Source organism: Pantoea sp. SS70 (assembly GCF_029866845.1).
In the GTDB taxonomy this organism is placed as follows: domain Bacteria; phylum Pseudomonadota; class Gammaproteobacteria; order Enterobacterales; family Enterobacteriaceae; genus Pantoea; species Pantoea leporis.
This window is the reverse complement of record NZ_CP117199.1, coordinates 1,164,709-1,191,646: the sequence shown is the minus strand read 5'-3', so window position 1 is coordinate 1,191,646 and position 26,938 is coordinate 1,164,709. Positions and strand designations below refer to the sequence as shown.

At 54.8% G+C, this 26,938-nt stretch carries 27 protein-coding genes; 11 read left to right on the top strand and 16 right to left on the bottom strand.

What is annotated here, in order from left to right:
- Window positions 1–19: 19 nt before the first annotated feature.
- Together PO881_RS05405 and PO881_RS05400 are read right to left on the bottom strand one after the other, a co-directional pair.
- Window positions 20–814: a deaminated glutathione amidase gene (locus PO881_RS05405; RefSeq protein WP_008103707.1), complete on the bottom strand. Its 795-nt coding sequence runs from the start codon at window positions 812–814 to the stop codon at window positions 20–22.
- A 2-nt stretch (window positions 815–816) separates the two neighbouring features.
- On the bottom strand, window positions 817–1,776 hold the full coding sequence (locus PO881_RS05400; protein ID WP_277974638.1) for an ABC transporter substrate-binding protein: 960 nt from the start codon (window positions 1,774–1,776) through the stop codon (window positions 817–819).
- 137 nt (window positions 1,777–1,913) lie between these two features.
- Here PO881_RS05400 and PO881_RS05395 point away from each other — a divergent pair, with 137 nt between their 5' ends.
- Window positions 1,914–3,269, top strand: coding sequence for an aminotransferase class I/II-fold pyridoxal phosphate-dependent enzyme (locus PO881_RS05395; protein ID WP_280172566.1), 1,356 nt, complete (start codon window positions 1,914–1,916; stop codon window positions 3,267–3,269).
- Here the strand turns inward: PO881_RS05395 and PO881_RS05390 are convergent.
- From PO881_RS05390 to pagP, 3 genes are all read right to left on the bottom strand, one after another.
- Window positions 3,253–3,678: a GNAT family N-acetyltransferase gene (locus PO881_RS05390; RefSeq protein WP_280172565.1), complete on the bottom strand. Its 426-nt coding sequence runs from the start codon at window positions 3,676–3,678 to the stop codon at window positions 3,253–3,255. The two genes, PO881_RS05395 and PO881_RS05390, sit on opposite strands and share 17 nt — an antisense overlap.
- Window positions 3,679–4,033: 355 nt before the next feature.
- Window positions 4,034–4,243 carry a transcription antiterminator/RNA stability regulator CspE gene (gene cspE / locus PO881_RS05385; protein ID WP_007890714.1) on the bottom strand — a complete coding sequence of 70 codons (210 nt, stop codon included), beginning with the start codon at window positions 4,241–4,243 and terminating at the stop codon, window positions 4,034–4,036.
- 150 nt (window positions 4,244–4,393) lie between these two features.
- Window positions 4,394–4,927, bottom strand: coding sequence for a lipid IV(A) palmitoyltransferase PagP (pagP, locus tag PO881_RS05380; RefSeq protein ID WP_280172878.1), 534 nt, complete (start codon window positions 4,925–4,927; stop codon window positions 4,394–4,396).
- A 986-nt stretch (window positions 4,928–5,913) separates the two neighbouring features.
- Here pagP and PO881_RS05375 point away from each other — a divergent pair.
- Complete coding sequence (locus PO881_RS05375; RefSeq protein WP_101763266.1) at window positions 5,914–6,159, top strand: hypothetical protein; 246 nt, start codon at window positions 5,914–5,916, stop codon at window positions 6,157–6,159.
- A gap of 106 nt (window positions 6,160–6,265) precedes the next feature.
- Window positions 6,266–7,348, top strand: a complete 1,083-nt coding sequence (locus tag PO881_RS05370) for a malate/lactate/ureidoglycolate dehydrogenase (protein WP_210081530.1) — start codon at window positions 6,266–6,268, stop codon at window positions 7,346–7,348.
- 39 nt (window positions 7,349–7,387) lie between these two features.
- Here the strand turns inward: PO881_RS05370 and gntT are convergent, their stop codons facing one another.
- The gene (gene gntT, locus PO881_RS05365) at window positions 7,388–8,704 is read right to left on the bottom strand and encodes a gluconate transporter (RefSeq protein ID WP_101763267.1); all 1,317 of its coding nucleotides are present in this window, start codon (window positions 8,702–8,704) and stop codon (window positions 7,388–7,390) included.
- A gap of 283 nt (window positions 8,705–8,987) precedes the next feature.
- Between gntT and PO881_RS05360 the strand changes: the two genes are divergently transcribed.
- A complete protein-coding gene (locus PO881_RS05360) occupies window positions 8,988–10,139 on the top strand; it encodes an iron-containing alcohol dehydrogenase (RefSeq protein ID WP_233501651.1) in 1,152 nt (383 codons plus the stop codon).
- 32 nt (window positions 10,140–10,171) lie between these two features.
- Here the strand turns inward: PO881_RS05360 and PO881_RS05355 are convergent, their stop codons facing one another.
- The 4 genes from PO881_RS05355 to PO881_RS05340 all read right to left on the bottom strand — a co-directional run bounded on the left by PO881_RS05355 (window position 10,172) and on the right by PO881_RS05340 (window position 14,675).
- The gene (locus PO881_RS05355; RefSeq protein WP_192236650.1) at window positions 10,172–12,100 is read right to left on the bottom strand and encodes a methyl-accepting chemotaxis protein; all 1,929 of its coding nucleotides are present in this window, start codon (window positions 12,098–12,100) and stop codon (window positions 10,172–10,174) included.
- Window positions 12,101–12,225: 125 nt separating this feature from the next.
- Window positions 12,226–13,053: a Cof-type HAD-IIB family hydrolase gene (locus PO881_RS05350; protein WP_110865702.1), complete on the bottom strand. Its 828-nt coding sequence runs from the start codon at window positions 13,051–13,053 to the stop codon at window positions 12,226–12,228.
- Between the two features lie 107 nt (window positions 13,054–13,160).
- Window positions 13,161–13,646, bottom strand: a complete 486-nt coding sequence (locus PO881_RS05345; protein ID WP_192414138.1) for an RcnB family protein — start codon at window positions 13,644–13,646, stop codon at window positions 13,161–13,163.
- Window positions 13,647–14,444: 798 nt separating this feature from the next.
- Window positions 14,445–14,675: a DUF1272 domain-containing protein gene (locus PO881_RS05340; RefSeq protein WP_280172564.1), complete on the bottom strand. Its 231-nt coding sequence runs from the start codon at window positions 14,673–14,675 to the stop codon at window positions 14,445–14,447.
- Window positions 14,676–14,879: 204 nt separating this feature from the next.
- Between PO881_RS05340 and PO881_RS05335 the strand changes: the two genes are divergently transcribed.
- Both PO881_RS05335 and PO881_RS05330 read left to right on the top strand, forming a co-directional pair.
- The gene (locus PO881_RS05335) at window positions 14,880–16,004 is read left to right on the top strand and encodes an AI-2E family transporter (RefSeq protein WP_101763272.1); all 1,125 of its coding nucleotides are present in this window, start codon (window positions 14,880–14,882) and stop codon (window positions 16,002–16,004) included.
- 111 nt (window positions 16,005–16,115) lie between these two features.
- Window positions 16,116–16,796, top strand: a complete 681-nt coding sequence (locus PO881_RS05330; protein ID WP_101763273.1) for an HAD family hydrolase — start codon at window positions 16,116–16,118, stop codon at window positions 16,794–16,796.
- A gap of 125 nt (window positions 16,797–16,921) precedes the next feature.
- Here the strand turns inward: PO881_RS05330 and PO881_RS05325 are convergent, their stop codons facing one another.
- Genes PO881_RS05325 through PO881_RS05300 form a run of 6 tightly spaced genes read right to left on the bottom strand, consistent with a single transcriptional unit; the run spans window position 16,922 to window position 21,481 of the window.
- Complete coding sequence (locus PO881_RS05325; RefSeq protein ID WP_101763275.1) at window positions 16,922–17,497, bottom strand: TerD family protein; 576 nt, start codon at window positions 17,495–17,497, stop codon at window positions 16,922–16,924.
- A 57-nt stretch (window positions 17,498–17,554) separates the two neighbouring features.
- Window positions 17,555–18,133, bottom strand: a complete 579-nt coding sequence (locus PO881_RS05320; RefSeq protein WP_008103744.1) for a TerD family protein — start codon at window positions 18,131–18,133, stop codon at window positions 17,555–17,557.
- A 50-nt stretch (window positions 18,134–18,183) separates the two neighbouring features.
- On the bottom strand, window positions 18,184–19,221 hold the full coding sequence (locus PO881_RS05315) for a TerC/Alx family metal homeostasis membrane protein (RefSeq protein ID WP_008103746.1): 1,038 nt from the start codon (window positions 19,219–19,221) through the stop codon (window positions 18,184–18,186).
- Window positions 19,222–19,245: 24 nt separating this feature from the next.
- Window positions 19,246–19,701, bottom strand: a complete 456-nt coding sequence (locus PO881_RS05310) for a tellurite resistance TerB family protein (protein ID WP_101763276.1) — start codon at window positions 19,699–19,701, stop codon at window positions 19,246–19,248.
- Between the two features lie 20 nt (window positions 19,702–19,721).
- A complete protein-coding gene (locus PO881_RS05305) occupies window positions 19,722–20,897 on the bottom strand; it encodes a TerD family protein (protein ID WP_280172563.1) in 1,176 nt (391 codons plus the stop codon).
- Window positions 20,897–21,481 (bottom strand): TerD family protein, encoded by a 585-nt coding sequence (locus tag PO881_RS05300; RefSeq protein WP_192414135.1) that lies wholly within the window; start codon window positions 21,479–21,481, stop codon window positions 20,897–20,899. The genes PO881_RS05305 and PO881_RS05300 overlap by 1 nt, the downstream gene beginning before the upstream one ends.
- Window positions 21,482–21,801: 320 nt before the next feature.
- Between PO881_RS05300 and PO881_RS05295 the strand changes: the two genes are divergently transcribed.
- From PO881_RS05295 to PO881_RS05275, 5 genes are read left to right on the top strand one after another with little or no spacing between them, the layout of a single operon-like run.
- The gene (locus PO881_RS05295; RefSeq protein ID WP_192414134.1) at window positions 21,802–22,860 is read left to right on the top strand and encodes an ATP-grasp domain-containing protein; all 1,059 of its coding nucleotides are present in this window, start codon (window positions 21,802–21,804) and stop codon (window positions 22,858–22,860) included.
- A 10-nt stretch (window positions 22,861–22,870) separates the two neighbouring features.
- Window positions 22,871–23,998, top strand: a complete 1,128-nt coding sequence (locus PO881_RS05290; protein WP_192414133.1) for a phosphoribosyltransferase domain-containing protein — start codon at window positions 22,871–22,873, stop codon at window positions 23,996–23,998.
- On the top strand, window positions 23,991–24,776 hold the full coding sequence (locus PO881_RS05285; RefSeq protein ID WP_271460070.1) for a hypothetical protein: 786 nt from the start codon (window positions 23,991–23,993) through the stop codon (window positions 24,774–24,776). The genes PO881_RS05290 and PO881_RS05285 overlap by 8 nt, the downstream gene beginning before the upstream one ends.
- Window positions 24,766–25,845, top strand: a complete 1,080-nt coding sequence (locus PO881_RS05280; protein WP_280172562.1) for a cysteine protease StiP family protein — start codon at window positions 24,766–24,768, stop codon at window positions 25,843–25,845. Before PO881_RS05285 ends, PO881_RS05280 begins: the two co-directional genes overlap by 11 nt.
- A complete protein-coding gene (locus tag PO881_RS05275) occupies window positions 25,845–26,789 on the top strand; it encodes an HpcH/HpaI aldolase/citrate lyase family protein (RefSeq protein WP_280172561.1) in 945 nt (314 codons plus the stop codon). Before PO881_RS05280 ends, PO881_RS05275 begins: the two co-directional genes overlap by 1 nt.
- Window positions 26,790–26,938: the final 149 nt, after the last annotated feature.

Here is a 26,938-nt window from a genome sequence, read left to right as displayed (position 1 = left end):
CAGTCAGATTCCCCAGCGATCAAAGTGGTTTAAGTTCGGGACGCGCAAAACAGCGATTTTCCAGCACCGGCAGTACGCTGCGTGCGTAGGCGATGCGCTGTGGATCGAGATCGGCAAACACCAACGCGGCCGATTCCGGCGCTTTGGCAATCGCCACGCCCAAAGGATCGATTACCAGGCTGTTGCCGATATTGCGTGGCCCGCATTCGCCCACCGCCACCATGTAGCAGGTGTTTTCCAGCGCACGCGCGGTGGTCAGCAACTCCCAGTGCATCTCTTTCAGCGGGCCTTTCACCCACGCTGCCGGCAGCACCAGCACATCCGCGCCGTCAAGCACTAAGCGACGCGCCAGCTCCGGAAAGCGCACGTCGTAGCAGGTCATCAACCCGACTTTCATGCCCGCCACGTCAACCAGCGGCGGAATTTCGCGCCCCGGATTCACGCGCTGCGACTCCTGCATGGCGAAGGCATCGTAAAGGTGCAGTTTCACGTACTCGGCGATGATTTCGCCGTTGCGAATGGCGATCAGTACATTGAGCGCCTTCTGCCCTTCTGTCGGCACGTGCACGCTCATCATGGTGGTCAGGTTGTTGCCTTTGCTAACCGCCAGCAGCTGCGTGACGAAAGGACCATCAAGTGGCTGCGCCGCTTTCAATACCAGATCAGGATCGGCGATATCACGCGCCAGCACGCCTTCCGGCAGCACCAGCAGATCAGCACCGCCCGCCAATGCCTGGTTCATCAATCCGATGCAGATATCGGTGTTTTCCTGCCATTCGCGGCTGACGGCAAATTGTCCCATTGCTACTTTCATGGTTATTCTCCTTGCGCCGCAGCCGGGAAAATCGCTTCCGGCGTCAGCAATGTTTGGGTTAGGCCTTGCTGAAACAGCTCATTCGCAAAGTCGGCAATCATCTTTTTGTTAACGGAAAATCCGTTCTGATTCCAGTTGGCCGGTAATTCCTGCGCGGTGCGCCGCAAATCGTCCAGCAGCCACGGCGTAGTGTCGGCGTATTTCTCGCGCTTCTTCATCCACATCTGGTACGAACGATCGATGATGTCGCTCAGCGCCTGAGGCAGCCAAGGATGCGCCTCGGCTAAGGCAGGCTTCAGAGCCAGTAAGTGAATGCCAGGCACATAACCGACGCGATTAAAGTAGTCACGCTCGGCAGCAGCAAAATCCACCTGCAGCTGGCGCAAACCTGAATCGGCGAGGAAAAAACCTTCCGGCATAAAAGGGGTAAACACAGCATCCAGCTCGCCCGCTTTCAGCAACGCGATCAGTGGACGCTCACCTGGTGCCGGTTCAATACGCCCCGGACGACCAAAACCGGCCAGACGATCAACAATCGGGTGATCCTCAGTCAAACGCCCGGCAAACCAGTACGCATCATCAATCTCTACGCCTGCTTCACGCAGCACGGTGCGCGTCCAGGTGTTGCCCGAATCCTGCCAGCCGGTAACGCCGATCTTTTTACCTTTCAGCTGCGCTGGCGAAGTCATCGGGCTGTCGCTGCGCGTAATGATGCAGCGCTGACGGAAACCGCGCATCAGAAAGTGTGGCAGTCCCAACAGTGAAGTGTCACCTTTTGCCCGGGCCTGAGCAAAGCGGCTAAACGACACTTCACCGGCATCGTATTTATCGCTGGTGGCGAGGTTATCCACCAGCGTGCCAACACGATCGATCTCCAGCGAGAAACCTTCCGGTTTGATATCGCCAAGTGCCAGCGGTGTGAAGTAATCCCAGTCACGTACCGCCAGTCTGATGGTTACCATAGTTTTGCCTTCCCCGTCTGTTCTGCCAGCCCTGCGGCTGTGATTATTTATGCAGCAAATAGTGCTTGAATTTGAGTCTAAATCGCGAATACTAATCTGAACAATCTATTATTTGTTACTGAACAAAGGATTTTCTTATGACGCAAAGTGTGGATTTGGAGTGGCTCAGCCAGCAGATCACGGATGCTTCGGTGAAAGGCATCACGCATGCGGCATCCACGCTGATTCGCGATGGGCAGATTGCGGTGGGCATGCAGATGCCGGCAGTACGGGAATTGGCTGAGCGATTAGGCGTGAGCCCGGCAACCGTTTCGGCTGCCTGGGCGCAACTGAAGAAGCAGAAAGTGCTGGCGGGTAAAGGTCGCAGCGGCGTGTGGGTGAGCGGTAACAGCGTGATGCCGCGTCCGATTCGCTTCGAGAAGATCGGCAATTACGGCGAGAATGTTCAGGCGTCACTGGCAATGGCCTCACCGGATCCAACGTTATTGCCGGATCTACGTCAGGCGATGCTGGCGGGCATTGCATCGCCGCAACTGAATAGTTATCAGCGTGAGGCGATTTCACCGCAATTGCTGGATGCCGTAGCGCCACGCTGGCCCTATCCCGCCGAAGCCTGGTTGGCAACCGATGGCGGCTTCGATGCCATGAACCTGATCGTTCAGACGTTGCTGTCACCGGGCGATCGTGTGGTGATCGAAGATCCTACCGCCACGCGATTACTGGATATTTTAGACAACATGGGTGCTGAAATTCTGCCGCTGCCCTGCGATGAGCAAGGTCCCATTCCCTCGACGCTGACCACGCTGATGCAGAAATCTCCGGCGATGTTTATTTATCAACCGCGCACCCATTCCGCTACCGGAAACAGCGTGAGCCATCGTCGCAGTGCAGAGCTGGCGCGCGTGCTGGCAAACAGCAGCACCGTCATTGTCGAGGATGACGGCATTGGCGATCTGTCGCGCTACCCGGTGTTTAGCCTCGGCTTCCACTATCCCGAACGCGTGCTGCATGTGCACTCGTTTTCTAAAGCTTATGGGCCGGATTTGCGGCTGGCGGTGTTATCAGGAAACGCCGAAATGGTGAAGCGCCTGCAAGCGTGGCGCAACTTTGGCGTGAGCTGGACCAGCCGTATTTTGCAGGATGCCGTGGCGTGGATGCTCAATGATGAAGAGACTCAGCAGCGTATTCAGCAGGCCAAAGCCACCTATGCGCAGCGTCGCCAGCAGTTACTGGCCGCGCTGGCGAAACGCGGTCTGGTGCTGGAAGAGCGCGATGGATTGAGCGTGTGGATTCCGGTGGAATCGGAGCAGTACGCGATGATCACGCTAGCCGCGCGCGGTATCGCCGTGCTGCCCGGTGAACGCTGTAGCATTAGCAGCCGGCAGTTCATTCGCGTCAGCGCCGCGCTGCTGCCTGTGGCACAACTCGACAGCATCGCCGATGCCATCGTGATAGCCAGCGGACGCGAGCTCAATCTTAACACAGAGCTTTAATGTGATAGCGCGGTGATTCCACATAGCCTTCACGCGCATAGAACTGGTTGGCTTTGAGGCGCGATGAATGGCAGTGCACTTCCATACGGTCGCAACCGCGTGACCGCGCCAGCTGTTCGGCGTGGTTCAATAACTGCTGCCCGCTGCCTTTGCTGCGCTCGCCTTCGGCAATACAGAAGTAGCTGATTCGGGCAAAATCGCCGGCCAATGCCAGCTGCGGAATAAAGTGCAACGAGAGGAAGCCCAGCACCTGATTGCCGTGTTCCGCGACCAACAACATTTCATCGGGATGATGAATAAGCTGAGTCAAACGCGTATCGATAAATCCTTCCGTCGCGCTATAACCTAATTCGGTTAGCAACGCGCTCAATGCAAAACTGTCTTTTGCCTGTGCCTGACGTATGTTCATCCTGCCTCCTCATTTTCCCTGAGCAGTTATATAGCGTTGCCGGACAAAAATCTGCAAGTAAGCATTGTTGTGGCTATGTTACGGAAGTTATCTGTGAGATGTGCCGCAGAATCTGCCTTGTCACGAGAATGTCATAACGGCTTAAGGCTGGCTTAATCTGGCATTGGCATGCTGAGGGAAATCTCTTTCTGAGGCAGGCGAAATGAAAAACCTTATTCCACGCACTTTCGATGAGTTAATGGCACTGAGCATCAGCATGCTTGCCTTAGCGAGCTGGATGATTATTTGGTGGCGAGCCTAAAAATGAATAAAAAAAACCCGCCAGAAGGCGGGTTTTCAGAATTCGAACTGTTAATTACAGTGCGATAACGTTAGCAGCTGATGGGCCTTTAGCGCCGTCAGTGATTTCGAACTCAACGCGTTGACCTTCAGCCAGAGTTTTGAAACCGTTGCTGTTGATTGCAGAAAAGTGTACGAATACATCTTTGCTGCCATCTTCTGGAGTAATGAAACCGAAGCCTTTCGACTCATTAAACCACTTTACGTTACCTTTGATCTTAGACATCTATATTACCTTTACATGAAAAAAGGACACTAAACTGTGTCGACGTCTAGTACAGCAATTGCGGTGACATTTGTCCAGTGCGATTTGATGAAAAAGTGATAAATATTGATTTTTTGCATGCCGATCACACTTTATGCGTGCCGCCAGCGCTTAAAACTCAAATCTCAGCCAAGCAAAGTAAACGTTGCCGTTATTGTAAGTGCCGGGAATATAAGTCATTTGGAAAGTGGCTGGACCATATCCAATTGATGCCAAAGGCAATATCAGCGGAACCGGGATGTAGCGCCAGTTATCCCGCGCCGTTACACCCGCCGTGTATCCGGCGCCCAAATGAAAGTTCTGATCGCTAAGCGGTCGCCAGGTCGCTTCCCAACCGTAACCGCCAATCGGCTCCCATTTGTTGAAGGAGTCCTTGAACGCCATCAGGTACAAACCGTGCCAGTTACCTTTCTCATCCCAGCGCGAAATGCCCGCACCTGCGCCCCACGGGCGCTCGTTGTATTTATCGATGTGTTCATCGTCGTAAGTCCAACGGTTGTGCCAGGTAATCGCCGGCAGATAAAAATCATAATTCTGCGGTTGCGACCAGGTTTGCGACACGTTATCGCTAAAGGTGTTCCAGCCTGATTTGATGGCTTGTGAAGTTGTTACCGCTGATGCCGAAAATGAGACCGATGAGGTCAAAATGCAGCCTAACAAAACTGCAGAAAAGTGCCGATTCACAACGTAATTTCCTGTTAATTCATGCTGAAAAAATGCACTACCCTAAGGCAAGTTTTTCAGATTCTTGTACGACGCATTCCTAAGTAATCGCCGAAAGGATATTAAAAAACCTGCTTAATATCTCCAGGCTAATTCTCGGTTGACGGCGAATTTTACCTCATGCGGAACGTGAAATTGAAACGCCGGATAAACGGAAAGGTATTACTGAGGGATGTACACAAAGTGCAATCATGTTGTGATGATGACGGCAAGCAATAAGATAGCTTTCAGTAACTTAGTGTCAACTATTCACGCATGGAATAAATTAACAAAATTTATCAATTGAACTCACCCGACGAATAAGATAAATCTCGATACTCCAGGACGGAGATGGGGAAAAAACTGACATGACTATTCGTTGTAGCCGCTGCGGTTGCACTAAATTTTTTTACACCTTAACGGACTGCAAACAGGTCGATGCAATAAATCATCATGGCGCCTGCTGCGCACAGTGTCAGAAACCGTTGACGCTGGGCGATCTCATCCTGCCGATTGCGTCTTTTAATGACAGCGAAAAATCCTATGCTGAATAAAAAATTCAGGCACCCGCAGGTGCCTGTTGTTGTCAGAAAATCAGTTTAAAGACGCCTGTTAGTGTCAGTAACCCAACGATGAAGATGATGGCGATAACCCACAGAATTATTTTCATTGTTCGCTCCTTCAAGTATGAAAAATAACGTGTCTGCTAACCAGTATAGATGATCATTCTGCTTTCGCTGGGCGCTGCGAGAGTGGTCACAACCCTTGGCTATCGTTTCGCTTAATGCCGATTTAATTCTGCGAGACGGGTCGCAGCCTGCGATTTTCCCTCTCCTTGATTCCGCACTCAGCGCCTGTCCGCGGTCTAAACTTATAGCGCCTGAAGAGGCCTCGATTGTTATCAATGCCGACGTAACAAGGAGATTTTTATGAGCACGATTAATACCAGCATGGGGCGTTATAGCCTTAAGGCAAAGGATTACGGCAACCACATCAGCGGCAGTATTGCGATTAATGATGAAGGTGGCACGCAACTCACCCTGCAGGAGTTTGAAGAACACTATCTTGACGATGTCGTCAACAATGTCATTTATCCGATCACTGGCGGAAACCGTGAAATTACCCGCGCACTGCGCGATCAGATGGTCAAAGCGGGCTTTGAACAGCCGCACTGAGTTTTTGGGCCACACGTTGTGGCCCTTTACTTCTTATCATTGACTTGCAGTTATTACTGGTTTCGGCACAGGATGCATGATTGTTCATGATAAGGAGATTGACCGTATGAGTACTCTGCATCTTATTCCCCCTTCTCGCCTTCATCAGTTTGTTCAAGCCATTTGGTTACATGCTGGCAGCAGCGCCGAAGAAGCGCGCCTGGTCGCCGACCATTTGGTGGCCGCGAATCTGGCGGGTCACGATTCACACGGCGTTGGCATGATTCCGAGCTACATGAAATCGCTGGCACAGGGCTTTTTGCAACTCAACCAACATGCCAGCATTGCAAAAGACGCCGGCGCGGTGCTGACGCTACACGGGCACAACGGTTTTGGTCAGGTGGCGGCCTTTGAGGCGATGCAACTCGGTATTGAGCGCGCAGCCAGGTTAGGTATTGCGGCGGTTGGTTTACACCATTCGCACCACATTGGTCGCATCGGCCATTGGGCAGAACAGTGTGCGGCCGCCGGTTTTGTCTCGTTCCATTTTGTTAACGTGATGGGCGATCCGATGGTCGCGCCGTTTAACGGTAGCGATCGTCGTTTTGGCACTAATCCTTTTTGCGCCATTTTCCCGCGCCGCAATGCCAAACCACTGCTGCTCGATTTCGCCACCAGCGGCATCGCCTTTGGTAAAACGCGAGTAGCGTGGAATAAAGAGCAGCAGGTCGCGCCAGGTTATCTGATTGATCATCAAGGCCAGCCGACCACCGAGCCAGGCGTGATGCACCAGGCGCCGTATGGTTCACTGATGCCGTTTGGTCTGCACAAAGGCTATGCGCTGGCAACCATGTGTGAAATTCTCGGCGGCGCGCTGTCCGGCGGACGCACCACACATGATGAGACGCTGGTCACCAGCCACGATGCCATTTTCAACTGCATGACCACCATCATCGTGAATCCGGATGCGTTTGATGCGCCTGCGATGCAGGAAGAAGCGGAATCATTCCTGGATTGGGTGAAACAGTCGCCGCAAAGTGGCGAAGCACCAATTCAGGTGCCCGGCGAGTGGGAAGAGCAAAACCGCGTGGCACGTGAACGCGATGGCATTCCTCTCGACAGCAACAGCTGGGAGCAAATCTGTGACGCGGCGTTACAAGCGGGAATGCCGCAAGAGGAACTCGCGGCGTTCCGCGCCTTAACGCAGTAAACCGCAAGCGGCTGAGGCGCAGTGCCTCAGCCTTGATGCTTAGATGACGTTGGCAAGCAGTAAGCAACCCAGCAAACCGCACACCGAAATAATGGTTTCCAGCGCCGACCATGAGCGGAAAGTTTCGCCGATGGTCAGGTTGAAATACTCCTTAAACAGCCAGAAGCCCGGATCGTTGACGTGAGAGAAAATCACGCTGCCGGAGCCGACCGCAATCACCATCAGTTCCGGACTGGCGCCGCTGGTGATGATCAACGGTGCGACAATGCCGCCTGCCGTAATCGCCGCCACGGTAGCGGAACCCAGCGCAATACGCAGCACCGCAGCAATCGACCACGCCATGAAGATCGGCGACAGATTGGTTTCATGCATCATGCTGGCGATATATTTATCGACGCCGCTGTCCACCAGCACCTGTTTGAACGCCCCGCCACCACCAATCACTAACAGCATCATGGCGATGATCTTGATCGAATCGGTGATGGTGCCCATCACGTCATCCATGCTGCGGCCACGGTTGAGACCAAAGGTGAAGATGGCGATCAGCACGGCAATCAAGGTTGCCATAATGGGGTCACCAAAGAACTCGGCATAAGGCAACAACACGTGACCTTTCGGCAGCAGCATCTCCGCTACTGCGCGCAACGCCATCAGCACCACCGGCACCAATGCCGTCCAGACGCTGACGCCAAAGCCAGGCATCTCCGCTTCGGTAAAGGTTTTCGGGTTCCACAAGCCTTCCGGGATCGGCTTATCAATGCCTTTCAGGAAGCGCGCATAAACCGGACCGGCGAGAATAACGGTTGGAATTCCCAGCAGCGTTCCGTACAGCAGCGTTTTACCCATATCGGCATTAAACAGCGTGGCGATCGCAGTTGGGCCCGGATGCGGTGGCAGGAAACCGTGTGTGACCGAGAGCGCGGCCGCCATCGGCACACCCACGTAGAGCAGCGGCACGCGCGCGGAGGCGGCGATGCTGAACACCAACGGCAGCATCAGCACAAAGCCCACTTCGTAGAACAGCGCAAAGCCGACGGTGAAGCCGGTCAGCACCAGCGCCCACTGAATATGCTTCTCACCAAATTTAGCGATTAACGTGGTGGCGATACGCTGCGCCCCGCCGCAATCCGCCAGCAGTTTACCCAGCATTGCGCCGAAGCCCATGATCAGCGCGAGGCTGCCCAACGTGCCGCCGACGCCGGTTTTAATCGAAACGATAACTTTGTTGACCGGCATGCCCTGCATCATGCCAACGGCCAGCGCCACCAGAATCAGCGCAATAAATCCGTTCAGTTTGAAACGAATCATCAGCAACAGCAGTAACGCTACGCCAATCGCCACATAGAGTAATGGCATAATTTTTCTCCACTTTTGCGCACGGTAAGTTACCGGCAGCGGTTTATTTTGGTTATCCCAGAGGACATGAGAATCAACAACGTGCACCACAGTAAACATCCTGCTGAGCAATGTTACGGGTATCATGTTAAGGGTAACATTGCGTACAAAGCACCTGGCGCCGCAGCGGAATTTCTGTTTTGCGAAGGTGATCAACTTTTTGCCAGCGGGTTATCAGAATGTTTGCAGCGGGAGTGTCACGGCTTTTGGTTACACTTAGGTCTTTGAGCCAAACAAGAAGGACGTGCAGGTGAGTGAGAATCTGATCGAGTTGTACAGTAATCAACAAACCCTGTTTGGGCGCGGCAGCATTGACCAACTGATTCCGCTGCTGGCGGCCAATACCCAGCCGACGCTGCTGTTTTGCGGCCGCTCATTCCTGAATGGTCCGGCCTGGACGCGCTTAGGTGCCGCGCTCAACGATCACATCATCGGTTACGAGATTGTCAGCCATGAAGCCTCGCCAGATGAGATTGATGGCTGGGTGCGACGCTGGCGCGGCCATGTTGATCGCGTGGTGGCGATTGGCGGCGGCAGCGTGCTGGATGCGGCTAAAGCCTTTAGCGCGATGATGCAGCACCCGCTGAATACCGCGCGCTATCTGGAGAAAGTCGGTGATACGCCAGTGCAAGCGGTGACCTTGCCGCTGATCGCCATTCCCACCACGGCCGGCACCGGCAGCGAAGCCACGCAGAACGCAGTGGTGACCGATCAGCAGCACATTCAGGTTAAAGCCTCGTTGCGCCATCCGGTGTTTGTGCCGCAGGTCGCGATTCTCGATCCCGATCTGCTAAAAGGCGCGCCCGACAGCGTGCTGGCAACCTGCGCCATCGATGCCTTCACCCATCTTTTCGAAGCCTATCTGTCGCGCAAAGGCAATTTGTTCACCCAGCAAACTGCGCTTAATGGGCTACGACTGTTCTTCCAGGCCTGGCCAGATTTAAACCGTGACGACGAGCGTGGAGATGCCGCGCGCGAAGCGATGATGATGGCGTCATGGTTGGGTGGCGTGTGTCTGAGCAGCGCCGGATTGGGCGTGATCCACGGCATTGCCGGTGAGTTGGGGGCGATCAAGCCGTTCCATCACGGCGAAGTGTGCGGACGTTTACTGTTCCCGTTCCTCGAGGTGCTGGCAGAAACCGAGCATGCTGAACAGCAACGTTTGATGGCGCAGTTCGGCCAACAGCTGCTGCCGGACGATCCCGCGCCGCCCGCGCTGGCGTTGAAAGCCTGGATCCAGCAGCAGGCGATCGTGCCGTTCTGGTTAGAGGGCCCAACGCTGTCAGCCACCGACGTTGACTGGATTGTGTCGCGCGCCAACAGCAAAAACGGCTGGGTCAGCTACGATGCACCGACGTTAACCGAGATGATCGCCGCCGCCTGGCGCATCGTCTAAATGATAACGGGCAGCCGACGCTGCCCGATTTTTTACTGCTCAGCCACTTTAAACATCGCCATCTCTTGCGCCAGCTGCGCCGCTTCATCACGCAGCGCCTGGGTATTTTCGGCGGTTTGCGTCACCAGCATCAGATTTTGCTGAATACCGCGCTCCATTTGCGATACGGCCAGCGTCACTTCCGCGATACCTTTGCTCTGCTCATCACCGGCCACGCGCATTTCGCTGACTACCTGCTTCACTTTATGCACGTCGGAAACCAGTTGCGAAAGCTGCTGCCCCGCGCCTTCCACCAGTTTACTGCCGGCCAGCACGTTGCTGTCGGAATCGGCAATCAGCGCTTTGATCTCCTGCGCCGCCGTGGCGCTGCGCTGGGCTAAGGCCCGCACTTCCGATGCCACCACCGCAAAACCACGCCCTTGCTCACCGGCGCGTGCCGCTTCCACCGCCGCATTCAGGGCAAGGATGTTGGTTTGAAACGCGATGCTGTCGATCACCGTCAGAATCTCCGCCACGCGGCGCGACGAGGATTGAATAGCGCCCATGGTGCTCACCACTTCGCCCATCACTTCGCTGCTGCTGCGGGCAATCTGCGCGGTCTGTTCGGCGGCAGCATCGGCCAGTCGGGTATTTTCAGCGTTTTGCTGCACGGTGGCGTTAAGCTGCTCCATCGCCGCCGCACTCTGCTCAAGCGCCGCAGCCTGCTCAGCGATTTTCTCCGACAGCGCGGTGTTGCTGTGCGCTAATCCCGATGCGTTGGCCGCCACCGTTTCGCCGCTGCCCTGCACGCGGGTAATCACGCCAGCGATCTTATCGACAAAGCTGTTGAACGCACCGGCAATATCCGCCAGCTCATCGCGCCCACTTTTGGTCAGACGGCGGGTTAAATCGCCATCGCCATTGGCAATCTCATCCAGCGCCGCGTGCGTCGCCTTCAGACGTTGGCCAATGCGTTGGGTAAACGCCCAGGTTAACAGCAGCAGCACGATCATCGCCGGAATCAGGAAAGTGAAGATGTCGCGCATCATGGTACGCGCCAGGCCGCTGACGGCACTTTCCGGCGTTACCAGGCCAATCACCCAACCGGTGCCGGGCATGCGGAACAGCGTCACCTGCGCGCTGTTGTGCAAGTAGCCGTCTGCAAAATCCGACAGTTGTAATACATCGCCATCGCCCTTCAACTGGGTGATACGGGCGGCCAGCGGCGCCAGCCAGCTGGATTTTTCCGCCAGGCTGCTCAAGGTGGTGAGCGATTTCATATCCTGGCCTGGGTAATAGAGCAGATTGCCCGCGCTATCGAGCGCAAAGGCATAACCGCCCGTCACCTGCCCTTTCTGCTGCATAAAGCCCGCAAGATTATCCAGCTGCACATCCAGCGTTGCGACACCGGCAAACCGATCGCCCGCCGCATACGGCACGCTGCAGGTCACCATTTTCACACCGGAGACCGGATCCTGATACACCTCCGACCAACCGCAACGATCGCGCGGTCCGTTACGCACCGCGCTGTACCAGCTTTCCTGTTGATAGCCGTTGCCCGCAGGCAGGTTGTAGTCATCGGAATAGGCCAGCGCGCCATCACCCTGACGCGCCCAGAAGAAGCTACGACGCTGCACTCCGGCGCTAAACGCATCGGGTTCCGGCCACACGCCGCCGCCGGCAATGGTTTTATTGCCGCTGCTGTTGATGATTTGTGGGAAGCTTTGCTGCCACAGCGTGGCATCGTGCGGCAACACTTCAGCAAGGCGCGCCATGCTGACGGCCTCGCCTTCAATGCGCACCAGCTGCTGATTTAATTGGCTGACCAGATTGCTACCGGCCTGCTCAATCAGCGTATGGCTGGCTTCAATGACGCGCGGCTGACCGCGCAACAATAGAACGGAAAACACCACTGCGGTGGTGACGCACAGTAATAGCAGGCCACCCAGCGTCATGCGGGCAGCCAAACGGGTTGGCAACATAATTTATCCTTTCTAACCGACTGCATTAACGATTGAGATAAGAAGTGCCGCTCAGCGGCGAATTGTGCGTTCCGTCACAATCGAATATCGGCAAAGCAAAGAATAAATTCAGCTGTAAATGACGATCAGATGACAAACGGCGGTTTGCCGGCCAGCATCTGCTCAATCACCTGTAAAACGCCCTCGTCGTTATTACCCGGCGCTTCAAAGCGGGCCGCATCTTTGACCTTCTGCGGTGCGTTCGCCATGGCAAAGCTGAAGCCCGACTGCTGCAGCATTTCGAGATCGTTACCGCCGTCGCCAAACACCAGAATTTCACTGCGTTCGATGCCCCAGCGTTTGCCCAACAGATCGAGGCCGTGACCTTTATGGTTGCCCGGCACGATCAAATCCACCGATCCATGACCGCTGGACGTGGCGGCAGCCGCCCCCTGATGCAGACGCTCAATGTCCGCCATCAGCGGTTCCACGTAATCATCAGACAGATTCAGCGCAAACTTGAACAGCTTATCGCCCGCCACGTCATCGAGGCTGCGAATCGCCTTCAGGCGATGGCAATAGTGACGCATTTTCACCAGCCACTTTTCATCAAGGCCTTCGAAGTAGTAAGCGCTGTCACGTCCGCACAGGATGTAACGCAGTTCGGGATAGTTACCGTTGTGCAATGTATCCAGCACCGCATCAATATCCGGACGGGAAAACTCGCCGCAGAATAACTCTTCATCACAATCGATAATCCACGCGCCGTTCTCCGCCACGAAGGCAATTTCGTGGGCGATCTCAGGGAAGAAGGATTTGAGTTGGTAATACTGGTTGCCGCTGGCTACCACAAACTTGATGCCGCGCTGCTTCATTTCCTGATAGCAGGCGTTAAAACGCGCGCGATTGTACTGTTTCTTGTCGTCGAGAAAGGTGCCGTCTTTATCCACCGCCACCATTTTTACCACGGTCATCATCACTCCTTAACGTATCGAAAGGAAAAACGGGTCGTAGAGAGAATAACCTGGTGAGCGGATAAAGCGCAGAGAAACACGGATGGCCGCAGCCATCCGCGGAGGGATTAGTTGAACGCGCCGTTGAGCAGAATTGCGGTAATGATGCCGGTTGCTGCGGCCACCAGCACGTAATTACCGTCGATGTAAGCCCAATGCTCACCACGCGGTGGTTCATACAGTCCACGGTCGCGCCAGTCATCTACGCGATAGTGCGGACCACGAAACTCCGGCGGTGCCGGATAGCCGCGACGGAAGTCATGTCCGCCCCAGGCGAAGCGGTCGCCGTCACGATGCCCTTCCGGCATACGATGGTCAGCATAACGGTCATGACGATCCGGGCCGGGGCCGCGATCGTGGCCACGGTCATGATGATTGCCGCGATCCGGTCCGCGGTCGCCGCCACGATCCGGGCCACGTCCGTGGTCCTGATGCTGGTCGCCGCCGTGCGGCTGCCAGCGCTGGTCACCAGGGCCGTCTGCCCAGGAGACGCTAGAAAACAGTGTGCTGCATGCAATAAATGACGCAATAAGAGTTAATGTTGTTTTTTTCATGGTGTTGCCTCCAATGATAACGGCGGTTGCTGTGCCGTTGAGCATTACTATTGATTAACTGGAGACAGAAAAGCATTTCCAAAACTCTTAAAAACTGCACACTTACAGGAAATTACGTCAACTTATCACTTTCTTAACGATTGTGTATTTTCTAACATTAACGGGATCGAAGAGACGCATCAGCGTTTATTGCGGCGAGAGCGGGAAATATAAAGAAAAACCCGATCGCAAGGATCGGGAGGATAATTCAATTTCCATAAATTGCATAAAGGGGTAAACCCTGCAAAAGTGAGGGTAAAACTGAAGCACACAACGCCACATCACTAGCATTGCCAGCAAACAATACCATTTAAAATTGAAAAATTCTTTTGAAAAGGGCTATTTTTCAGAAAAATACGCAAAAACTAAATGATAGAAAGAAATATTATTTTAGGAACGTTGTTTCAGGATAAATAAGGTCTGTGCTCTGACCAGATTCAGCAAAGACACAACAATAAGGCATTCAAGCAGCTAATCCATGCTATCAAGAATGGTTAATATCCCTTTAAAAACAACACCATTGGCTTTTTAAACCTTTATAATCTCAGCACGCCGCACGCGCAACCTGATGAGTATTTAACAATTACTGCTCCTTATTAGGCCCGGATTGTTTATCACCAACATTAATACACAGCGGTGATTACTATCGTGCTCAAAATTACCCTGCTTGCGTAACGTTTAAATATCACGAGGCAGCCTGATAAACTATTTAGGGTAAACGTTTACATGAGCAGAATATTGGTTTGCACGCTCACTATCTCATGAAGAAGATAAATGGCGCGTTGAGGACGCCGGATGACGTGCTAACGCTGCAGCAGGACGAATCGGTCGACGCACCAGTTCACCCCTGCAATTCGGGCAGCGCTGCGCTAGGATACCTTCCGCGCACGCCACACAGAACGTGCATTCAAATGAACAGATGCGCGCCTCAAGCGACTCCGGCGGCAGATCTCTATCGCAGCATTCGCAGTTAGGACGTAGTTCCAGCATGATTTCCTCCGGTGAGTTTCAGCCACCATCATCACCGTAATAGTGCTGCCGCGCCAGCCAGTGAACAGACATCAGGCGGACAAATCGGGACATCCTGTGTCTGCTCTCTTCACGAGCTTGAGCGAACCATCGATCCTAAAAACATTACTTTCCCCGTTAAGCGTTCTATAGTTCATTCGCCCTATCTACTGACGAGACTATGTAATGCGTATTAAAGGACTTAATTTAGGCTTCTTTATCGTTATTTTGGCGATCGTCACCTTCGCCTTTTTTGATGTGCTGACACCCTATTTTTCTGCCATTTTCTGGGCCGCGATTCTGGCGGTGATCTTCCATCCACTGAAGTCGCTGCTGCGCCGTAAAATGGGCGATCGCAACGGTCTGGCTTCGTTCGCTACGTTACTGATTATCTGCCTGATGGTGTTCACGCCGCTGGCGTTAATCACCTCTTCAATGGTGGTTGAAGTTAACACCGTCTACACCAAGCTGCAGAACAACTCCGCGCAGTTCCCTGCGGTGTTTGCTGATCTGCTGCAGCATCTGCCTTCCTGGGCACGCAACTATCTCGCCGATAACAACCTGAACAACGCGCAGGAGATTCAGCAGAAGCTCTCTGGCTTTGCGCTGAAAGGCGGCCAGTACATGGCGGGCAGCGTGTTCCTGATCGGCAAAGGGACCTTCACCTTTACCGTTGGCTTTGGCGTGATGCTCTATCTGCTGTTCTTCCTGTTGAAAGATGGCGCCTGGCTGGTGAATTTAATTCTTGAAGCGCTGCCGCTTTCAACCTACGTGAAACATCACCTGCTGATGAAGTTCGCAGCGGTATCGCGTGCCACGGTCAAAGGCACGGTGGTGGTTGCGGTAGTACAAGGTGTGCTGGGCGGCATCGCCTTCTGGATCACCGGCATTGATGGTAGCTTGCTGTGGGGCACCTTGATGGCGTTCCTGTCACTGATTCCGGCGGTCGGTTCCGCCATTGTCTGGGTACCGGCAACCATCTTCTTCTTCGCCACCAGCGCCATCTGGAAAGCGCTGTTCCTGATTGGCTTCTTCGTGGTGGTGGTTGGCCTGGTGGATAATATTCTGCGTCCGCTGCTGGTCGGTAAAGACACCAAAATGCCGGACTATCTGATCCTGATCTCCACGCTGGGCGGCATGGAAGTGTACGGCATCAACGGCTTTGTCATTGGTCCGCTGATCGCCGCGCTGTTTATTGCCTGCTGGAATCTGCTTTCTGGTCGCGATAACCGTGAGAACTCCGAAGAGATTGACGAAGAGTTTATCGAAGAGGGTAAAACCCGCGAGGAAGAGGGCAAAATCCGCGAGTAATCGTTTCAAACGGCTACCGTTTATCGGTAGCCGCATTCACGCATGAGAATATCGGCCAGCCATTTGCTATCATCGTGGCATTGATTACGGCTTGCGACAAAAGAGAACAACATGTCCATGGAATCCTCCTTAGCGCGTGAAAATCAGGTTCTGTCAGTCTTCGATTTTGACGGCACGCTGACCATTCACGACAGCTTCATCCCCTTTCTGCGCTTCAGCTTTGGCAAACGCGCGTTCGCTCGCAAAATTGCCAAACTGGCATTCCCAACGCTGCGCTGCATGCGGAAAAAGCTAACGCGTGATGAGTTAAAAGAAGTGTTGATTCACACCTTTTTAACCGGCGTTGAGGAGCAATGGATTCGTCAGCAGGCGCAACTTTTCTGCGCGGCAAACTGGAATAAGCTAATGCGCCCAGCCGGGCTGTTAGCGGTTGCCGCCGAAGTGAACTCCAGCGCCGAAGTGACCATCTGTTCCGCCTCGCCGGCGATGGTATTAGAACCGTTCGCCGAGCGTCTGGGCATCAATCTGATCGGTACCCAATTAGAAGTCGTTGACGGCATTCTTACTGGTAAAATTACCGGCCATAACTGCCGCTGCGGGCAAAAGGTCAAGCGACTGGAAAGCGTTTACGGCCCGCTGCATAACTATCACCTGCGCGCCTGGGGCGATACGCGCGGTGATTTTGAGTTACTGGCCGCCGCGCAGGATCCACACTGGCGTCATTTCCATCCAACGTGGAAAAAACGCCGCGTGCCAATGGAAAAACTGCGCATGCTGCGTCTGGATCCTTAGGGGCACAATTCATGGCGACCGATTGACACTTCGTCGCTACGCAATAAGCACTTAGTCGTTTTGATCCATTATTGAGACAGTAAAAAGCCCCGGACCAGCCGGGGCTTTGTTAGCAATGCTTTGAATCAGACGCTCACGCCGTGCTGCGAAGCCAGCGCTGACAGGCCGCCTGCGAAGCCCTGACCAACGGCTTTGAATTTCCACTCGGCACCATTGCGATACAGCTCACCAAACACCATCGCGGTTTCGGTAGACGCATCTTCAGACAGGTCAAAACGGGCGATTTCAGCACCGCTGTCATTATTGAAGATACGCATGAAGCTGTTGCTCACCATGCCGAAGTTCTGCTTACGCGCTTCGGCATCATAAATGGTCACCGCGAAGACCAGCTTCTTCACCTCAGCCGGTACTTTAGACAGGGTAATTTTAACCTGCTCGTCATCGCCATCGCCAGCACCGGTGCGGTTATCGCCCTGATGCTCAACGGAACCACAAGCGCTCTGCTTGTTGTTGAAGAAGATGAAGCTGGCATCGCTCAGCACTTTACCGTCGTCACCGACCATAAATACTGACGCGTCGAGGTCGAAATCCTGACCATCTGTTACACGTGCATCCCAACCCAGACCCGCCATGGCAACATTCATGGTTGGTGCTTCTTTAGTCAGGGAAACGTTACCGCCTTTTACCAGAGAAACTGCCATTTTAAAGCTCCTGCTTTTAATTGGATGATGCGGGCAGCGCGAAGCTGCCCGTGATAATTAAGACGCGTTGATACCGTACTGAGCACATACCGAAGCGAGACCGCCGGCATAACCCTGGCCTACCGCGCGGAATTTCCACTCGGCGCCGTTACGGTACAGCTCACCAAACAGCATCGCGGTTTCGGTGGAGGCATCTTCGGTCAAATCGTAACGCGCCACTTCACTGCGATCGTCATCGTTCACCAGGCGGATAAACGCGCCGGAAACCTGGCCAAAGCTCTGACGACGGGTCTGCGCATCGTGGATGGTGACCACAAACACAATCTTGTCGACGTCAGCCGGAATCAAATCCAGTTTGATTTTCAGCGATTCATCATCGCCATCGCCTGCACCAGTACGGTTGTCACCGGTGTGGGAAACGGAACCGTCGGAAGAGACCAGATTGTTGTAGAAAATAAAGTCAGCATCGCCGCGGACTTTACCGCTGGCGGACAGCAAGAACGCTGACGCATCAAGGTCAAAGTCCTGACCATCGGTGGAACGTGCATCCCAGCCAAGGCCAACGAGGACGTTTTTCATGGTTGGTGCCGCTTTGCTCAGCGAAACGTTACCGCCTTTAGAAAGAGAAACGCTCATTGTAATTACCTCTTGGTTAATGATTTTTCAGACTCATTGCTGGCAGAAGATCAGCTCTCTTCTTTTTCCTCGGGTTTACCGGGGAACATCACGCTGAGCACGATACCGACCGCTAACACGCCGAGTACCACAAACAGGCTGGCGCTAGCAGAGATGCTGTAGCCGTGATGCCAGATATGATCGGTAGCATTCAGACCCAGTTTCACCGCGATGAAGAACAGCAGCACGATAACGGCTTTCTCGAGGTGAACCAGATACTGCTTCAATGCTTCAAGTACGAAGTACAGTGTACGCAAGCCGAGGATGGCGAACATCATGGCGCTATAAACGATCAGCGGTTCACGGCTTACTGCGATAATCGCCGGCACGGAGTCAAAGGCGAACATCACGTCAGAGAGTTCAACCACCGCCACACACAGCATCAACGGCGTGGCATACAGTGCCGCTTTCTTGCCGCGACCAATCGCTACGTCTTTGTTTTCTGGCTTCTGCAGCTCTTCATCAACTTCCTTCTGATTCAGCAGGAAGGCGTTACCGCGCATTTTTGGCCAGATTGGGAAGAAGCGCTTCACCATGCGATAAGCAAGGTGCTGCGAGTAATCTTCGATCTCGTCGCTGTCATCGCCGCTTTTCAGCATCATCACCGCCGTCCATGCGACGATCAGCGCAAACACGATTTCGACGTACGGACCAAGGCTCAGCAAGCCGGTACCGATCGCCACGAAGATGCCACGGAAAACGATGGCACCGATGATGCCCCAGTAAAGCACGCGGTGACGATAGCGGTCCGGAACGGCAAACCACGAGAAGATCGCCATCATCACGAACAGGTTATCGACGGAAAGTACTTTCTCCAGCGCGTAACCGGTCACAAACAGGCTGGCAACTTCAGCGCCGTGATGGATATAGAGGAAGCCGGCGAAACCCATCGCCACCGCCACCCAGAACACCGACCACAGCGCCGCGCTTTTCAGCGAAATCGGCTTGTCGCCGCGGTGCATGAACAGGTCGATAAAAATAGCGCCCACCGACAGCGCGATGAAAACCGCGACTGTTTCAGTTGGGAAGCCAATGTGCGTAGACACCATGATGAACCCTTAAAAGATTAAAAATTACAGACCAAATATTGCTGGATCAAAGCCCAAAGCGACGGCGATTTCGCGCACCGCTTTCTGCTCGTCAGCATCAAAATCACCATCACTCTTACCGACAGCAATACCTACGCGGATCGCCAACTGTGCGGCTTCCGGCTGATCTTTCAACGCCATGATGTACTTCATGGTTTCGCCCTTGCCGATTTCCAGATCGAAATCAAAGCTGCTCACCAGCTTGTTGAAGAACTCAATCACTTCATTGGTATCAAAGACTTTCAACTCTTCGGAGGCGCGCAGAAAACCGATCATCTTCTGCTTCTCTTCCGCGCTCACGCCGCCGTCTGCCACCGCAATGCGTGCGCACACCGCGACGGTTCCTTGCATAAATTTCTTGTTCTTAAAGCGGCTAACCTGTTTGGTTAATTCATCGCGGCCGGAATTAAATGCCCCTTTAACCTTGTTGAAAAAGCTCATAGTGAATCCTCTGTCTGTTATTATTTGGAGCCAGCTCGCCAGTTGAATCCCCAACTGAAAGCTTTGTCCATATCGGAATGCCCGTTAAAGAACTGATTGATACGCTCGACGCGGATACTGCCGTTCTCATTGACCAGGCGAGCAATCGCACACATGTTGCGGCGGTTCTCCCCTTCAGTCATACGCGTTTCAATCGGAGGCTGGTCTGGAATGTGCAGCGTGACTACGCCATCCGTTTTGTCCCAGCTCGCCGCACCTTGATAGATGAAGGCGAAAATTAATACCTCGCGAATCTGACTCCATTCGCGACCGTTGATGTGCAGCCATTCGCCGTCGGTCACTTCACCGGTGCGATCGTCGCCCTGCAAGTGTACGAAAGGTTTGGCATGCATAGCGCCAAAATTGCCGCCCAGCGCCTGGATCACACCGCGCGAGCCGTCTTGCAGCTCAACGAAGGCGCCGAGATCGAGATCCACGCCTTTGTTGCCGCCGAACAATCCGCGCAACCCGCCGCCACCGCTGCTGGTTTCACGGTGCCAGTTCAGATTGATGCGGATCTCACCGAAGTTATCGCGCTTGGTCAGGCTGATGGCTGGCTTCTCTTTGGTAAGAGACACTTTGCTCAGATTGATTTTTGCCGGCGCGGGTGTCGGTGCTGGAGCCGGTGCCGCCTGCGGTGCAGGCGTTGGGGCAGGCGCGGGTTCAGCCACATCCACACCAAAATGTTCCGCCAGCGGCTTTAAGCCGCCGTTGAAACCCTGCGCAATAAAGCGGAATTTCCACTCATTATTACGGCGGTAAAGTTCGCCGAGGATCAACGCTGCTTCCTGACGTCCTACCAGCTCAACGCTGCCATTCAGCAACACTTCACCGCTCTGCTCCACCTGAATAGCCAGACGTTGCAAACCCGACACGTTGCGGCCGCCGTCACAGGTAACGGTAAAGGCCACTTTCTGCACGTCAGGACGCAGGCGGGTGAGATCGACAGAAAAGGCAGAGTTGTGCCCTTCGCTTTTCAGGCTGATGGTGCGGTCATCGTTATCCGGCTGACCGTAGAACACCATATCGGCATCGCCATTGACTTTGCCGCTGGCGAACAGACGAAAGGCCGAAGCATCAACGGCGGCGCCAGCGAGTACGCGCACCGTCAGCAGATTAGCGGGAACGGGAGCATTGCTCCCCGGCGTCATATTCATTAGCGCACCACTGCGGCAACGATGTCGTTTTGCATCGCGTCAATGGTACGGCCGGCACTCGCGCGGCCATGCGCCGTGAAGTCCCACAGTCCGCCGTTGCGGTGCAGCGAAGCAATCACGATGCCGGTATGGCTGCCTTGCTCAGTCAGCTCATAGCGCGCCAGCTCTTTGCCGTTTTGATCCACCACGCGGCAGAAGGCATTTTCCACTTCGTTGAAGGTTTGCCCCTGGAAGCTGTTCACGGTGAACGCCAGATACTCAACGTTGGCAGGCAAACGTGACAACTCAACGTTGATCACTTCATCATCGCCATCGCCTTCGCCAGTACGGTTATCGCCGCTGTGTTTCACCGCACCACATTTAGAGGTTAATGCGCGGAACCAGATGGTATCAATGGCATGACCAGATTGATCCAATAATACGCAGCTGGCATCCAGATCGATGGAATCGCTGCCACCACCAAAAAGCTTGCCCATGAAGCCTTTCTTTTTAATGGGATCCCAGCCTAAGCCGAAATGTAATTTATTCAGCGAAGCGGTTTGTTTGCTGAGTGAAACCGTCTGATTCTTGCTTAATGAAACCATGTCATAATTCCTTCAAACAGGTTTGAAAAGGGTTTTATATTTGCAACAAATTCCATGAGGGCAAAATCATAACATGAGGATATTCATGTTCAGCATTAATTTTCACAGCAATTTTATGAAATACAATAAATCCTTGCAGAAGAACAACTTAAAAGAATCCAGCCCGAACCAGCAACGCACTAAACATGACAATTCTTTACATTAAAATTCATAAGGTTACGTTAGGGTAAAAAATCATATTATGATTGACTCATTTCGAAGTGAGAAATAAACTCGCAAACCATAATCCAGCCACCAGCCTCTTGCGGAAATAATTAGAAATGTCTCACAAAATTTGGCTAATGGAAGGTTTATCCTCCCAGCGCGATATAATTAATGGCATAACATCTGCAGTTAAAAAACATAACTACAACGTGTCGATTTATGCATCACATCGCCAATCGCGTAATGAAATACTTTCTCTGGCGGATCATGCATTAATTGAACCCGGTGATGTTAATCAGCGCCTCGAATTTATTCTTTCCACCGTAGAAAAATATGCCATTCAGGCGATCCATACCGGTCGACATGCTCATTGGTTTGAAGCCCATCGCGCCGCTATCGAAGCCAGCGGTGCGCGCTTAACCACCGGCGCACGCGATGTTGCGATGCTGGATCTGGCCGATGACAAAGTCGCGTTTGCCCACCATATGAAAAGCCTGAATTTGCCGGTGGTGCCTTCACTGCGCGTGGATTCACCCGTACAGTTGCGTGAGCTGATCGCCGGTAAACCCTTTGGCGATCTGCCGCTGTGCGTAAAGCCGGTTACCGGTATTTATGGCATGGGATTCTGGCAGTTTGATGAAAGTGTCTCGCCGATGGCGCCGTTTACCCATCCCGACGCACGCCGGGTGAAAGCCGAATATTACTTACAGGCGCTGGAGGCCGCCGACAGCATGGAGCCGCTGGTCCTGATGCCGTATCTGCCGGGCCCGGAATATTCGGTTGATATGCTGGCGGAAAACGGCAAGGTGCTGGCCGCCGTGGCGCGCCGCAAAGAAGGGGCGCTGCAGTATCTGGAAAACCGCGGCGAAGCCTTTGAGCTGGCGCTAGCCTGTGCCGCTGCGATGGGCGCGGATGGATTGATCAACGTGCAGACGCGCAATGACGCCAGCGGCAAACCGCTATTACTGGAGATCAATATGCGCCCCTCCGGCGGCATTGGTTATACCCGCTTCAGCGGCGTCAATCTTCCCGGCTTGTTTGCCCTGCGCCAGCTAGGCTTGATCAGTCAGCAGCAGGTGATTGACGACGCCCGCCGCGACTTCACGCCAGCCACCGTCCGCGCGCTGAGCGACGTGGTGGCGTACAACCCCGTCCTGTCCAACCAGGTTCAATAAGGAACAATCCATGACCACACTTTGGAGCAGGACGCTGTCATGCGGCACGCTGAGCGTCACGCCAACCGGCGGCATCAGCGCCATCGACGATCTGTTCGAGATCGCCGAGCGCCGCAATCCCAAGCGCGCTTTTTTGTTCGTCAGTAAAGTGCTTGGCCGCCACATCCCGGTGGCGCCGGAGAAAATGCGCGCCGTGTATCGCCAGCTGGCGGAGCAGTTCCCGCCGTTTTCTGACGGTCCGGTGCTGTTTATCGGCATGGCGGAAACCGCCGTTGGCCTCGGCGCAGGCGTGTTTGATGAAGTGCGCCAGCGCGTCAGGGAGCCGGTGTATCTCACCTCAACGCGTCATCCGCAGCAGGCGGATTTGCTGTGCGAGTTTAAAGAAAATCACAGCCACGCCACCGATCATCTGATCTACCTGCCCGATGATGCGCAGCTGCGCCAGCGCGTGCTCAACGCGCGCACGCTGGTGATGATTGATGACGAAGCCACCACCGGCAACACCTTTATTAACCTGCTCGAAGCGCTGCGCAACGACGGCGGCTTAACGCAGATCGAGCAGGTTATCGCCGTCACGCTCACCGACTGGAGCGGCGATGCGTTATCCGCGCGCTGTCCGGTGCCGGTGCGCAGCGTGTCGCTGGTGCAAGGCGACTGGCACTGGCAGCAGGATCCCGACGCCGCACTGCCGCCGATGCCAGCGATGGTGCTTAACGATGCCGCCACCGTGCCCATCACCGGCAAACAGCGCTGGGGCCGACTTGGTATGGCAGCGCCAGCGGGCGATTTAGGCCGCGCGATTCAGGCGCAGCCGGGAGAGAAAATTCTCGTGCTCGGCAGCAGCGAATTTGTCTGGGAACCCTTCTTGCTGGCTGAACGTCTGGCGGCACAAGGCGCAGAGGTGAAATACAGCTCCACCACGCGCTCGCCAATCGCTACCGGATTTGCCATCGAATCAGCTATCGCCTTCGGTGATAACTACGGTCTCGGCATCGCCAACTTCGTTTATAACGTGGCGCATCAGCAATTTGACCGCATTTTGCTGTGCATCGAAACGCCGGTCGACAGCGTGGATCCGCTGTTAACCACGGCACTGGCCAAGGTTGCGCCACAGGTGGAGGTGATCAGCTATGAATAAACCGGTGATTTTTTCCGACCTTGACGACACGCTATTTCAAACGCGCCGCAAAATGGTGGACGAGCTGGATCTTGAGCCGTTCCGTACTGGCGCGCTCGATCTCAGCCTGCAGCCGCGCAGCTTTATGACGGAAGAGCAGTCGATGCTGGTTGACTGGATGATCGAGCAGGCCGATTTGATCCCGGTCACCGCGCGCGGCACCGAAGAGATCGCCCGCGTGCAGATCCCTTTCCGATCGTGGGCGGTGACCACGCACGGCGCGGTGATCCTCAATCCGCAAGGCGAGGAAGATGCCGAATGGCGCGCGCAGATGCTGGAAAAACTGACGCCGTACGGCCCGGCGCTGCTCTCGATGCAGCAGGCGATCACCGACCTGATGGCAGAGCGCGATATCAACGGCTGGGCGCGCATCAACTATGAATATGGCGTCACGCCGATCTATCTGGTGATGAAGCACCGCGACAGCACGCGCCTCGAAGAGCTTTACGCCATCGCCGATGAAATCGAGCAACGCTTCCCCACCGCCGGCTACTACATCCATCGCAACAGCAACAACGTCGCCTGGCTACCGAACGTGGTGGAAAAAGGTTTAGCCGTCAGCTACCTGCTGGAAAAACTGCGTGACGAGCGCGGCGTTTTCCCGGTGATTGGCCTTGGCGACAGCCTCAGCGATCACCGCTTTATGAAGCTGTGCAGCTGGTACGGCATTCCGCGTCAGAGCCAGTTTGCCGAACGCATCAACCAGGCAATATTCGGAGAACAAACAGATGGTGAATAACTTGCCTTTCTCTGGATCGTACCGAGCCGGCGACGTCGAATTTCTGCTTAAGCCGGTCGAGATCGACATGACGCCGGTGGAGCAAAAAGAGCAGCTGATCCAATCCGGTGCGCGTCACTATTCCGAGATGTTGAGCCAGGAACCGGAACCGACGCGCTGGCACCTTGAGCTGTTTTCCCGCGCGCTTGACGCAGGTGCCGGGCGCCTGGCGAAAGAAGTCACCATGCTGGCGCGGACGCTGGCACACCAGTTTGGCGACACGCCGATTGTGCTCGCCAGCCTGGTACGCGCGGGTGTGCCGCTCGGCGTGATGCTGCAACAGGCGCTGCGCGCGATGGGCCGCGAATCCTACCATTACGGCATCAGCATCATCCGCGATCGCGGGATTGATGAGGCTGCGCTGGAGATCATCGAAGCGCGCCACGGCACCGCAGGCATTGTGTTCGTCGATGGTTGGACCGGCAAAGGCGCCATCACCGGCGAGCTGATCCGCAGCCTCGAACATCGTCCCGGCTATCCGGCACAGCCGCGCTTGGTGGTGCTGGCCGATCCGTGCGGTCGGGCGTGGCTTTCGGCCAGCGATGATGACTGGCTGATCCCGTTTGGCATTATGGGCGCGCCGGTTTCAGGGTTAATCTCGCGATCATTGTGGTCTGAAGCGGGCTTGCACGGCTGCGTACAATGCGACCATCTGGCGCAATACGATTGCAGCCAGCAGCTGGTGAACACCGTGGCGGAATATGCGCGATCGCTGGATGTCAGCGCCCTGCCCGCGTGCCAGCAGGATCCACAACATCAGCAGCAGCTGGTGGCGCAAAGTGAAGCGGTGATCGCCATGCTGGCGGCGCGTTATCAGGTGAACAGCATCAACCGCATTAAGCCGGGCATCGCCGAAGCCACGCGCGCCGTGCTGCGTCGCGTGCCGGATCTGGTGCTGGTACGTTCGGTGAACGATCCCGACGTGGCGCTGCTGGTCTATCTTGCCCAACAAAAAGGGCTGACCATCACAGAAGCGGGTGCCGATCTTGGGCAATACCGCGCCGTGACGATAATCAAAAAGGTGCTGTGATGAACGGCCGTCTCTCTCCATGGCGATTGGGCGCAACGCTGTATATGCCGGCGGTGCGCAGCGATATCGTCGATGCCATTCTGCACAATAAAATCAGTGGCCTGCGCTCGCTGGTGATCTGCCTGGAAGATGCGGTCAGTGATGCGGATTTGCCGCAGGCGCTGCACAATCTCCAGCAAATCTTAAATGTGTTGAACGCCGAACAGCGTGCCAATGGCAACGCGCAGTGGCCGTTGGTGTTTATCCGTCCGCGCAACAGCGAGATGGGCGCGTGGCTGGTGGAAAACCTCAACCTCAGCGCGATAGACGGTTTTGTGCTGCCGAAATTCACCGCCGACTCCTTGCCGATGTGGTGGCAGATTCTCGAACCGAGCCATCTGTGCATGATGCCGACGCTGGAAACCGAAGAGGTGTTCGATGTGGTGGCGATGCGCGAGCTGGCCCTCACGCTGCAAAACCATGCCTGCCGCGAGCGCGTGATCGCCCTGCGCATCGGCGGTAACGATTTGATGAATGTGCTGTCGCTGCGCCGTTCGCGCCACTTCACGCTGTATGACAGCCCGATGGGTTACACCATCAAAATGCTGGTGGCGGTATTCGCGTCGCGCGATTTTGCGCTGACCGCGCCGGTGTGCGAGCACATCGACGATCAGCAGATTATGGATCAGGAACTGGCGCTGGATATCGCGCACGGTTTGGTGGGCAAAACCGCCATTCACCCGAGCCAAATCGGCAAGATTCAGGAGATGTTGATGGTTTCCGCCAGCGATCAAGCGGATGCCTTCCGCATCCTTAATTCAAGCCAGGCGGTATTCAAATCGCAGGGCGCGATGTGCGAACCGGCGACGCATCGCCGCTGGGCCGCCGCCATCCTGGCGCGCGCGCAGGAATATGGCATCGCACCCGATACCCGCTCAGACGGCGCCTTGATGCTGGTAACCTGACAACCCCCGCAGGGTGGGCATTCCTGCCCACCGCGTTACCACTGAATCACAAACCGGACGTAGGAATTTTCGGGCCCTATTTACCTGATATTTAAATACCCTCTGATACTGTCGAAAACCATTTGCCAGGAGGGCGATACCGACCATTG